Origin of the sequence: Chryseobacterium sp. KMC2, from assembly GCF_016756935.1 — a bacterium.
Taxonomy (GTDB): Bacteria; Bacteroidota; Bacteroidia; order Flavobacteriales; family Weeksellaceae; genus Chryseobacterium; species Chryseobacterium rhizosphaerae.
Window position 1 is genome coordinate 194,464 of the sequence record NZ_JAESIT010000010.1, and the last position, 11,015, is coordinate 205,478.

The 11,015-nt window shown below is 37.4% G+C and carries 8 protein-coding genes and 1 pseudogene; 6 read left to right on the top strand and 3 right to left on the bottom strand.

What is annotated here, in order from left to right; genetic code table 11:
- Positions 1 to 708, bottom strand: a complete 708-nt coding sequence (locus JML65_RS13920) for a response regulator transcription factor (RefSeq protein ID WP_047489805.1) — start codon at positions 706 to 708, stop codon at positions 1 to 3.
- Between the two features lie 180 nt (positions 709 to 888).
- On the opposite strand from JML65_RS13920, the gene JML65_RS13925 reads away from it, so the two are divergent.
- The 6 genes from JML65_RS13925 (at position 889) to JML65_RS13950 (ending at position 10,085) form a co-directional block, all read left to right on the top strand.
- Positions 889 to 1,458 (top strand): helix-turn-helix domain-containing protein, encoded by a 570-nt coding sequence (locus JML65_RS13925; protein WP_047489807.1) that lies wholly within the window; start codon positions 889 to 891, stop codon positions 1,456 to 1,458.
- Between the two features lie 481 nt (positions 1,459 to 1,939).
- Positions 1,940 to 4,765: a TonB-dependent receptor gene (locus JML65_RS13930; protein WP_202271182.1), complete on the top strand. Its 2,826-nt coding sequence runs from the start codon at positions 1,940 to 1,942 to the stop codon at positions 4,763 to 4,765.
- A 9-nt stretch (positions 4,766 to 4,774) separates the two neighbouring features.
- A complete protein-coding gene (locus JML65_RS13935) occupies positions 4,775 to 6,073 on the top strand; it encodes a DUF5690 family protein (RefSeq protein WP_202271183.1) in 1,299 nt (432 codons plus the stop codon).
- 11 nt (positions 6,074 to 6,084) lie between these two features.
- Positions 6,085 to 7,239 (top strand): TIGR03364 family FAD-dependent oxidoreductase, encoded by a 1,155-nt coding sequence (locus JML65_RS13940; protein ID WP_202271184.1) that lies wholly within the window; start codon positions 6,085 to 6,087, stop codon positions 7,237 to 7,239.
- A gap of 7 nt (positions 7,240 to 7,246) precedes the next feature.
- Positions 7,247 to 7,915, top strand: a complete 669-nt coding sequence (locus JML65_RS13945; protein ID WP_202271185.1) for an HAD-IA family hydrolase — start codon at positions 7,247 to 7,249, stop codon at positions 7,913 to 7,915.
- A 316-nt stretch (positions 7,916 to 8,231) separates the two neighbouring features.
- Positions 8,232 to 10,085 carry an alkaline phosphatase family protein gene (locus tag JML65_RS13950; protein ID WP_202271186.1) on the top strand — a complete coding sequence of 618 codons (1,854 nt, stop codon included), beginning with the start codon at positions 8,232 to 8,234 and terminating at the stop codon, positions 10,083 to 10,085.
- Positions 10,086 to 10,160: 75 nt separating this feature from the next.
- Here the strand turns inward: JML65_RS13950 and JML65_RS13955 are convergent, their stop codons facing one another.
- Together JML65_RS13955 and JML65_RS13960 are read right to left on the bottom strand one after the other, a co-directional pair.
- Positions 10,161 to 10,649 (bottom strand): GNAT family N-acetyltransferase, encoded by a 489-nt coding sequence (locus tag JML65_RS13955; protein ID WP_202271187.1) that lies wholly within the window; start codon positions 10,647 to 10,649, stop codon positions 10,161 to 10,163.
- A 14-nt stretch (positions 10,650 to 10,663) separates the two neighbouring features.
- A pseudogene (locus JML65_RS13960) lies at positions 10,664 to 11,015 on the bottom strand (PLP-dependent aminotransferase family protein); the annotation flags it as partial.

Here is an 11,015-nt window from a genome sequence, read left to right on the forward strand (position 1 = left end):
TTAAGATTTTTTCAGGACGTACCCCATTCCTATTACTGTATGAATCAACTTATTATCATCCTGGCTGTCCAGTTTCTTCCTTAAATAATTGACATAGACATCTACCACATTGGTTCCCAGCTCATAATTAACACCCCATACCGCATCCAGAATTTCCGCTCTTGAAATCACCTTTTCGGGATTCGTAAGGAAATAGAGTAATAATTTATATTCAGTAGAGGTAAGCGTAATTTCCTCCCCTCCACGGGTCACTTTTTTTGTATAGTCGTTCACGATAAGATCAGAAAACTGAAAAACATGCTCACTATCCGGTTCCGGCTCAACCGTCTCCTGCGGTCCGTTGTTATTGCTTCTTCTTAACAGAGATTTCACACGGGCTACCAACTCAATGAATTTAAACGGCTTTACCAGATAATCATCTCCTCCGCTTTCTAACCCCAGCACAATATTTTCAGAAGTCCCCAATGCAGTTAAAAACAGAATAGGAACGCTCTGATTGGTTTTCCGGATCTCCTTACAGACATCCAGCCCATTCATTTCCGGAAGCATAATATCTAAAATCACCAAATCGAAATCATTTGCCTGAACCAGCTGTACTCCGGTACGCCCGTCAAAAGCGACAGAAATTTCATATCCGTTTTCCTGAAGTCCCTTTTTAATAAAAGACACCACACTGGTTTCGTCTTCGATAAGAATAATTTTTTTCATAAATGAAATAACGAGTTTTACAAAAATAGGCAAATTTTGTTCATCCCAAAATTGCTCTTCTGTCCTCAATAATAATTTTAAATGAATTGAGCTTCTTCCTTATCCAACCTATATAGAATAATACTACCTTTGTTTTTCATATAATGACGAAAAATAATTCCAGGTTAAATTGAATACAGCATGAATGACTTTTTAATAGGTATCGGTAAGCGATTAAAGGATATTAGAAAAAAGAATAATTTAACCATTAATGAACTGGCATTCAAAGCCAATGTAAGCAATGGTCTTGTTTCCAGAATCGAGAACGGCAGAACAATACCTTCTCTTCCGGTGTTACTTGACCTCATCCAGTCTTTGGAAATTGATGCAAGCTATTTCTTTGAAGGGGTAGAGAAAAAATCCCATGCAAAATTCATTTACGTGCCGAAAGAAAGCCAGCAGCTCATAGAAAAAGAAGTGGAAGCTGAAGGTTTTAAATACATGCATATCTTCAGTAAAAGTCTTCATTCTTTAGGCTTTGAAGCGGTATTGCTGACTCTTGAACCTAATTCTAAAAGAGAAAAGGTGATCACAGATGCCTGGGAGTTCAAATTCGTCCTGAAAGGAGAAGTAAAATATGTTATTGATAATGAAGAAATCATTTTAAAAGAAGGTGATTCTTTATATTTTAACGGAAAGTTTCCACATGTACCCGTAAGCATCAGCAATGAAAGCTGCGTAATGCTGGTTCTTTATTTTTATACTGCATAGATTTTCACAACTTCATATAGCACAAAACCTTATCTTCTGTTTCTGATATTGTAAAGAAGTGAAGGTGGAAATGCTTTCTCTTTACATCCCATCCTCCATTTTCTTCCGAGGTTATATAAGCTTGTACCCTAACCCATTCTCCGTTTTGTTCTTTCAACTTCTAAAGTTGACAAGCAAAAGTTTACTATTTGTAAACTTTTAGTTTTCTTATTTTGGGTAAAATGAACGTAATGTTAATCAAAAACGCCCTTCCCACACTCCATTCAAAAATTAAACAAAAACATCAAAACAGCCTCATAAACACCTTAAAATAAACAATTTAATATAAAAATTAAATCAAAATATTCTTTTATACAAATATTTTTAAGGTAAAATAGAAGTAACAAACAGCCTTGATTTATTAAACAATACTTAATATCAAATATTTATATATATTAAAATTATTAGCGTGATTTGCATAAAAAATTTAATATATGTAAAAATGAGAACAAATTTAGAGAAATTACTAACCCTTGCTTTTGTCTGTATCGTCACTTCTGTTTCAGCACAAAAGCAGCTTATTATAGGAACTGTTCTTGATAACACCCAGCCCCTTCCCGGTGCCACTGTCAAAATAAAAGGTCTATCTAAAAATATAACGACTGATATTGATGGAAAATTTACGATCAATGATATTAAAGAAGGTCAGTACAATTTACAAATTACCTACATAGGATATGAAACAGCAGATATCATTATTACACTAAAGCCTGATCAAACTGTAGATTTAGGAACCGTTATACTTTCTCAGCCCCGAAAAAATATTGATGAAGTTGTGGTTACCGGTACTTTGAAAAATACGGAAGCAAGAGCTTTAAATCTTCAGAAAAATGCGATCAATATCACCAATGTCATTGCATCAGATGGAATTGGAAAACTTCCGGATAGAAATGCTGCAGAAACCGTACAGCGCGTACAGGGAGTCTCTATCGAAAGAGACCAGGGAGAGGGAAGATTTGTTTCATTAAGAGGACTTCCTCCCTTCTGGGCTTCCACGACCATCAACGGAAACAGGCTTCCCACCGCAGAGGAAGAAACAACCTCCAGAGCTACGGCATTTGACTTTTTCCCCACAGAGCTAATCTCTTATGTACATGTCAATAAGTCATTTACCCCGGATATGGAAGCAGATGGAATTGGCGGGGGTGTTAATTTCATTACCAAAACTCCTCCCATGAAAACAGAGTTTAAAGCAACATTGGGAAGCGGTTATAATGCCAAAGCGGATAAAGGAGTTTATAATATCGGCCTTTTGTATGGCGGAAGAACAAAGGATAAAAAATTCGGATACTTATTCAATTTTGCCCATTTCATCAGAAACTGGTCTACTGACAATTTTGAAGCGAGAAGAAGTGGTGACGAAGGGGTCTTCAGAATGGAGCTTCGCGATTACAACGGCGTAAGGAAGACAACCGGAATTAATGCTGCCTTTGAATATGTTCTTTCCCCAAAAAATACCATCTACGTAAAAGGAATGTACGGAACCTTGTCTGATGATGAAACACATTATAAACACAGGGTTCGCTTTGATAAATTCAGCAGTACCAATAATACGGCAAGAGTAGAACTTCAGAATATCCACAACTTACTGATCACAGAGCTTACCTCTGTTTCATTAGGGGGAATTCATAATTTAAATAAAGGAAAAATCGACTGGGATCTTTCTTATTACGACAATCAGTTCAAGTATGGGAATATCCCTGACAAACAGAACAATTCTTATTATGTCATCAAGTATACCCAATCCGGAGTAGGAATCAATCCTGATTATATTTCTGATCATGGGAATGGTCCAAGAGCCTACTGGAAAGCCGATGGTGGAAAATTGGATTACAAAAATCCTGATGCCTTATTTGGTTTCTACAGTGATCCTAATTTTAAAATGGATGCTTCACAAATGAAATTTACAGACCTTGAATTTTACAAAGTCTTTGTTCAGGAAAAAGACAAGATTGTTGCAGCCTTTAACCATGAGATTAATGCTTCTGATAAACTGACCCTGAAATATGGTTTTAAGTACAGGGATAAAGAACGTAATGCAAGGTTTTCAGATATTTTTTACACATGGAACGGCGGAGCAGCTCCTCTTTTAGCAGATTATTCTCAATTCATTACTTCACAACCGAACGGAACCAAGTATCTCAGTGAAATGAATGCACACATCGGAAACACTTTCGGTCCGGTACTTTCTACCTCAGGAATGAATCAGTTCTGGTTTGACAATCAAAAAAACCTGAAAATCAACACCGCTGATTCCGAGGCTTTAGAATATAATAAAGCGTTAGGAAGAAACTTTGATGTTCTGGAGAAACATGCTGATGCATTTGGAATGGCAACCTATAAAGTGAATGATAAGATTACCGTTTTAGGAGGAATAAGATTATCCAACACCAATACCAAGGTAAAGGGCTACAGCGTGATCGATGATGTACTGACCCCTGTTGAAAATACTAAAAATTACCTGGCAGTTCTTCCCATGATCCATGTAAAGTATACATTAAACGATAAAACGAATCTTCGTTTTGCTGCCACAAGAACTTTCTCCAGACCTAACTTCGGAGACCTTACTCCGGGAGGAACGTATAGTGAAGCGGATAATGAATTCAAGGGAGGAAATCCCAACCTTAATCCAACATATTCATTAAACTTTGATCTGATGGGAGAATATTATTTCTCCAATGTAGGGATCCTGAGCGGTGGTGTTTTCTATAAATCCATTACAGATCCTATTTTCCAGGATTCATTCATTGGAAATTATAACGGGATCAATGGTGTCCAGTTTACAGCTCCAAACAATGGAAATGCTGCATGGCTGGGAGGTATTGAACTTGGGATCAACAAGAGGTTTGATTTCCTTCCAGGCTTCCTTCAGTATTTTGGAGCCCAGGTGAATGCAACTTTTATGACCTCAGAAATGGAGAAGCCAAGCGGAAGAAAGGTAAAACTTCCTTATCAGGCCAAAGAACTCTATAACGTACAACTCTTCTTTGAGAAAAAAGGCTTCAATGCAAGACTTGCTTATAATTATAAAGGAAAGTACGCTGTAGAATATGCTGAAGACGATACTAATGACTCTTATTATGGTAAATACAGCAGCCTGGACTTCGGAGGTTCTTACCAGTTTACTAAACATCTGAGTCTGTATGCGGATATCAATAACATCCTCAATAAACCTCTGATCTATCATTTCGGACAAAATGAAGACCGTCCTGAACAGGTGGAATATTATGGGGTAAGATGTAACCTTGGAATAAAACTGAACTTCTAAACCCAAATAATGGCCAGAACAATCAATCCTAAAACACTGGTAACACTGAAAGCTGCTTTTGCCGCTTTTGGTGTTTACTTCTGCATGTACGGTTTCAGAAAACCTTTTACCGTAGCCTCTTTCGAAGGACTATCCTACTTCGGAGTAGATTATAAAATCCTGATCATCATTGCACAGGCTGTAGGGTATTTCATTTCGAAATTTATTGGAATTAAATTCATTTCCGAATTAAAACCCGTGAAAAGACTGCGCTATTTATTTTCCTTTATTGCCATCGCAGAATTATCATTATTAGGGTTCGCAATCATTCCGGCTCCCTATAATATCCTTTTCATGTTTCTCAATGGTATTCCGCTGGGAATGATCTGGGGTATTGTTTTTTCCTATATAGAAGGCCGTAAAACAACTGAAATTATCGGATTATTTCTGTGCTCAAGCTTTGTGGTTTCTTCAGGGTTTACAAAGTCTGTAGGAAAGTTTTTGATGGATACTTTTGCTATTTCAGAATTCTGGATGCCTTTTTCTGCCGGGCTGATATTTATTGTCCCTTTACTTATTTCAGGAATTCTTCTGGAAAAGATTCCGAAACCCACTGAAGAAGATATTCAGCTTAAAAGTAAAAGAAAACCTCTTAACGGAAAAGAAAGGAAAGAGCTTATCCGCCAGTTTTTCATCCCTGTTGTCTGCATAATTTTTCTTTATATCTGTTTAACGGTCCTAAGGGATTTCAGAGATAATTTTAACCGCGAGATCTGGGACGGTCTTCACTTTACATTTGACAGTTCTATATTTACATTGACGGAAATCCCCATTGCCATCATGGTTCTTTTGATTTTAAGCTGCATGGTAAAGGTTAAAAATAACAAAAAGGCTTTTGCTTATTATCACTATATCCTCTTTGCCGGAATTTTAACGGTGGGGCTTTCCACCTATCTCTTCCAGCAGAATTCATTATCCCCGTTTTTATGGATGACGATCTCCGGATTTGGAATGTATATCTGCTATATTCCTTTTAATGGAATTTATTTTGACAGAATGATTGCCGCATTTGATATTAAAGGCAATGTAGGCTTTCTGATCTATATGGTAGATTCCTTTGGATATTTGGGAAGCGTTCTGATCTTACTCTATAAGAATTTCGGTTCTGCACAGACTTCATGGCTCAGCTTTTACATCAGTCTGAATTATATCATTACGGTCAGCGTTTTAATTCTTTCTGTTATTGCTTTTTTGGCTTTCAAAAAAAAGGCAAAACCCAATTCTAATTCTAATCAATACATCAATTTCGATACTTCGAAAATCTTATAAATTATAGTAAAATGAAAACAAAATTTGATTTACTCATTGTGGGAGGCGGAATCTTAGGAACATTCCATGCCTATCATGCCCTGAAGAAAAATCTGAAAGTAGCTTTACTGGAAAGAAATGCGCTGCCTCAAGGGGCAACGGTAAGAAACTTTGGACAGGTAGTACCGTCCGGAATGGATCTTAAATGGCAGAATTTCGGGAGAGAAAGCCTTGCTATATATAATGAACTTCATGCTCAGGCAGACCTTACTATCAGGCAAAACGGCTCTGTATACATTGCTTCTGACGCTGAAGAGCTTCAGCTTATTGAAGAACTCTATGAAATCAACAGAAACAATGATTATGAATCTGTTTTATTATCTAAAAATGACTGCATCAAGAAGTTTGATGGGCTCCGTTCGGATTATTGCAAAGGAGGATTATTCTTTCCCCAGGAGCTTTCTGTAGATTCTGCAGATATGATTGTAAAACTTCATAAGCTTTTACAGGAAAAAATGGGTCTGGAGATCTTCTACAACACTACAGTGATTGAAACCGGTGAAGATGATCGGAAATGTACTGCTGTAACAGCTGAAGGAACAGAGTTTTCTGCTTCCCGGATTATCATCTGCGGGGGACATGAATTTAAAACATTATACCCTAAAGTATTCAATGAAAGCGAACTGGAAGTAAGCAAGCTGCAGATGCTGCAAACCAAACCCCAGGGAATCTATTCTCTTCAGGGAAATATTCTTACCGGACTTTCCGTCAGAAGATATGAATCATTCAGTGAATGTCCTTCTTTCCAAAAAATCAAATCATTGGAAGATCCTCATTCATTTGAGAAGAAATATGGTGTTCATATTCTCTTTAAGCAGGCTCTTGACGGCTCCATCATTCTTGGAGACTCTCATGAATATGCAGATGCTAAAAATGCGGACGATCTTGGATATGATCTCAATATGGAAATTGATGAATTCATGATCCATGAAGCCAAAAAAATAATTGACCTTCCTACGTACGAAATTCAGAGAAGATGGTTTGGAGTGTATTCCCAGTGCAAGACGAAAGATATTTTCGAATACAGCCCCTCTCCGAATATCCATATTGTGACGGGTATCGGAGGAAAAGGAATGACGGGAAGCGGAGGGTTCTCCAAGTTTAATATAGAAAAAATTTACGCATAAAAATTCAATGAAAAATATAGAATTACTGGTTCTGGATATGGCCGGAACAACAATTGATGAGGACAATGTAGTGTATAAAACCTTAACAGAGGCTGTCAACAGCCACGGTTACTCTGTGAGTCTGGAAAAAGTTCTTAGCAGCTGCGCCGGAATGGAAAAACTGGAGGCCATTACAAGTCTGCTGAAGGAAATTAATGGTAACGAGGAAGATGCCACTGTTATTTTTGAGAACTTTTCCGAAAAATTAAAGGAGGCTTACTGTAATCTTGATGTAAAACCCATCAACGGTACAGAAAATTTTCTTCTTACCATGAAAGCCCAAAACAAAAAAGTGGTTCTCAATACAGGATATACCTCTGAAATTGCCCACCAGCTTTTAGACAAATTACAGTGGAAAGAAAATATACATTTTGATGCTCTGATCACCGCTGACGATGTTTCAGAAAGCAGACCCAGCCCGGAGATGATCAATCTGGCTATGAAAAAATTCAATATTATGGAGCCCGAAAAGGTCCTAAAGGCCGGAGATTCCGTGATTGATATTGAAGAAGGAAAAAATGCAGGATGCGGACTGACTATCGCAGTGCTTTCCGGTGCTCAAAACAGAACAGAGCTGGAGAAAGCAAAACCTGATTATATTCTAAATACAATTTCTGAAGCTGAACATATTCTTTAACAACTTCTTTTTCAACTTTATTTACAAATGGCACAACTCTTTTTGTGTCGTTTGTTTTTTAATAAGTAAGTACATCACCCTTCAAAAATTCTCTGAATTTCCAACATCCCTCCAGAGAAAGGGAATTTAATTCCTTCGATTGATTATTTGTAAAAGTATTTGATTTTCTTCTTAAATAGACTTTCAACTTTTGTGAACTATTTACTTATCAATTAATTAATTTTCTGTTTACATATGTTTACAAATAGTAAACTAATTTTACAATAGTTAAAAATAAATTACTATTTGTAAACTTTTTATTTAAAACCCTTACCCCATGAAAACAAAACTATTCTCAATGGCTGTTGTTGTGAGCTGCTTCCTTGGAGCTCAGACCAAAAAAGTTCTTTTTATCGGTATAGACGGATGTCGTGCAGACGTCATGATGTTTGCCAGTACTCCTAACATCAAGAACCTTATCAATCAGTCTATTTATTCTCTTGACGGACTTTGCGCTGCCACTACATGGAGCGGAAACGGATGGAGTACAATGCTTACGGGTGTTTGGCACACCAAACACAATGTGCAGGATAATAATTTTACCAGTCCCAATTATGTAAATTATCCTGACTTTTTGACAAGAGCAGAAAGCCATAATCCTAATTTAAGAACAATTTCTCTGGCACATTGGGCACCCATCAATGACAAAATTATTCAGAATGCAGATGTAAAATCTAATCTGGCAACAGATCTTGCTGTGAAAAATGCGGCGGTCAATGCTCTGCAAAATGACAATCCTGATATTCTGTTTGTAGATTTTGATGATGTAGACCATGCAGGGCATTCTTACGGCTTTTCTTCAGCTGTTCCCCAATACGTGTCTTCTATTCAGACAACAGATTCATATATCGGCGAGATAGTGAATGCAATGAAAAACAGAGCCGGTTATCAAAACGAAGATTGGCTGGTTGTTTTAACAACGGATCACGGAGCGGTAGACAGCTCGCATGGCGGAGGGAACCTTTCTGAGAGAAATATTTTTACCGTGTATTCTAATCCCGGATTTACTCCTCAGCAGATCAGTAAAACGGTTTTAGAATCCAATAAAACGTTCAATCAGCTCAGCTTTCCGGCAGGAACTTATGCCAAACCAACCAACCAGAATCCATTCAACTTTGGCGCAAACCAGGATTTTACCATTGAGTTTTGGGTGAAACCCAATGCGGCCTATTCCAGTGATCCTGTCATGATCGGGAATAAAAACTGGGCTAGCGGAAAAAATAAAGGGCTTGTGATCTCAGGATATTCCGGACAGACGTTTAAAATGAATATCGGTGACGGAACAAACAGAATTGACCTGGTAGGAGGAAAAGTGGAAACCAATAAGTGGAAGCATATTGCAGTCAGCTTCGATAGAGACGGCCTTGTCACTTTATATGAAGATGGTGTTCCGGTCACTTTTGCCAAGATGAATACCATCGGAAATATTGATTCCGGTCTTCCACTAACGTTAAACCAGGACGGAACCAATACCTATGGAATCAACCTTCCTGCATCCTATAAAGACCTCAGAATCTGGAAATCCGCTCTTCCGAACGATGTGATCGTTAACTGGGCCAATCAGGACATTACCCCTTCACACCCTTATTATTCTCAGCTGCTGGCCAACTGGAAGTGTGATCATGTTTCAGGAAATACCATCACCGATTCAAGTCCCAATGCGAATCATATGAGCATTACAGGATCTCCTGCTTATAATGCCAACACCTCAGGCAGTTTTAAGATCTATGATTACACCGCAACAACAAGAGAAACAGATCATTTTCCAACGGTACTGAACTGGATGTGTATTCCGGTACAATCCACATGGGGAATTGACGGGATAAACAGAATTCCGGTTTGTTCAAACGGTGTTTTAGCCAATAAAGAAATAAAGAAAAACACTAATGATTTTGCCCTTTATCCCAATCCTGCATCAGCAAGTATAACCATCCGATATCCATCTGAAAATAAAGAATCTAAGGTAGAAATCATTGATTCTAAAGGGACACTTGTTTCAACTCTTCATTTGAAATCTTCCAATGGGTATTACAATGAAAAAATAAATATTGAAACCCTTCCAACCGGGATATACTTCATTAAATTTAGTGAAGGGAAAAACTCAGTGACAAAGACTTTCATTAAGAAATAAACAGTAAAGCAATTAGATTTAATTTTTTGATATTAGAACTCGGATAGAAATATCCTTGTTCTAATATTTTTTTTATCATCCGTTTTTGAGATCTAATTCCATCTGTACATCCACACGGTCATATCCCGCATTGATAACCGGCATATGTTTAAATCCAAGTTTTTCGTAGAGTTTTATAGCTGGAACCAGAATTGAATTGGTTTCCAGAAATACCTTCTCTGCCTTTAATTCTTTAGCTTTCTCTATTAAAGTATTACCCAGCAGATATCCAATTTTCTTTCCTTGTGCTTTCGGGCTCACTGCCATTTTTGAAAGTTCAAAAATAAGGGGCTCATCGCTGTTCTTTACTAATGCACATGTTCCCACCGCCTCTCCATTAAGCAGAGCAAAAGCAATATGTCCTCCTTTCTCTAGGATATGTTCTTCAGGGTGATCCAGCAGTTTATAGTCACCGGATTCCATCACAAAGAAATTCCTGATCCATTCTTCGTTTAAAGCTCTGAAAGCTTCTTTATATTGAGGTTCATAGGCTATAATTTGTACTTCATTATTGATATCATTCATCTCTATAGGGTTTATTAAATTTTATTTTTTATCATTTTACCAAGCTTCTCCAAGTCACTTTCTACACGGTCTGTCCATTCCAGGGCATAATTCAGCCTCATACAATTCTGATACTGGTTATATTGTGAAAACATTCTACCAGGAGCAAAATTTATTTTCTGACTTAATGCTTCATCATAAAGATCTTCCGTGCAGATTCTTTGATCCAGTTCCAGCCACAGCATAAAACCGCCTTTCGGTTCAGAAATTTTGGTATTATCCGGAAAATACTGAGTAACAGATTTTTGGATCTGAAGGTAATTGGCATATAGTTTTTTCCTGAACATTCTCAAATGATGGTCGTACCGTCCATGTTCAAGGAAATCA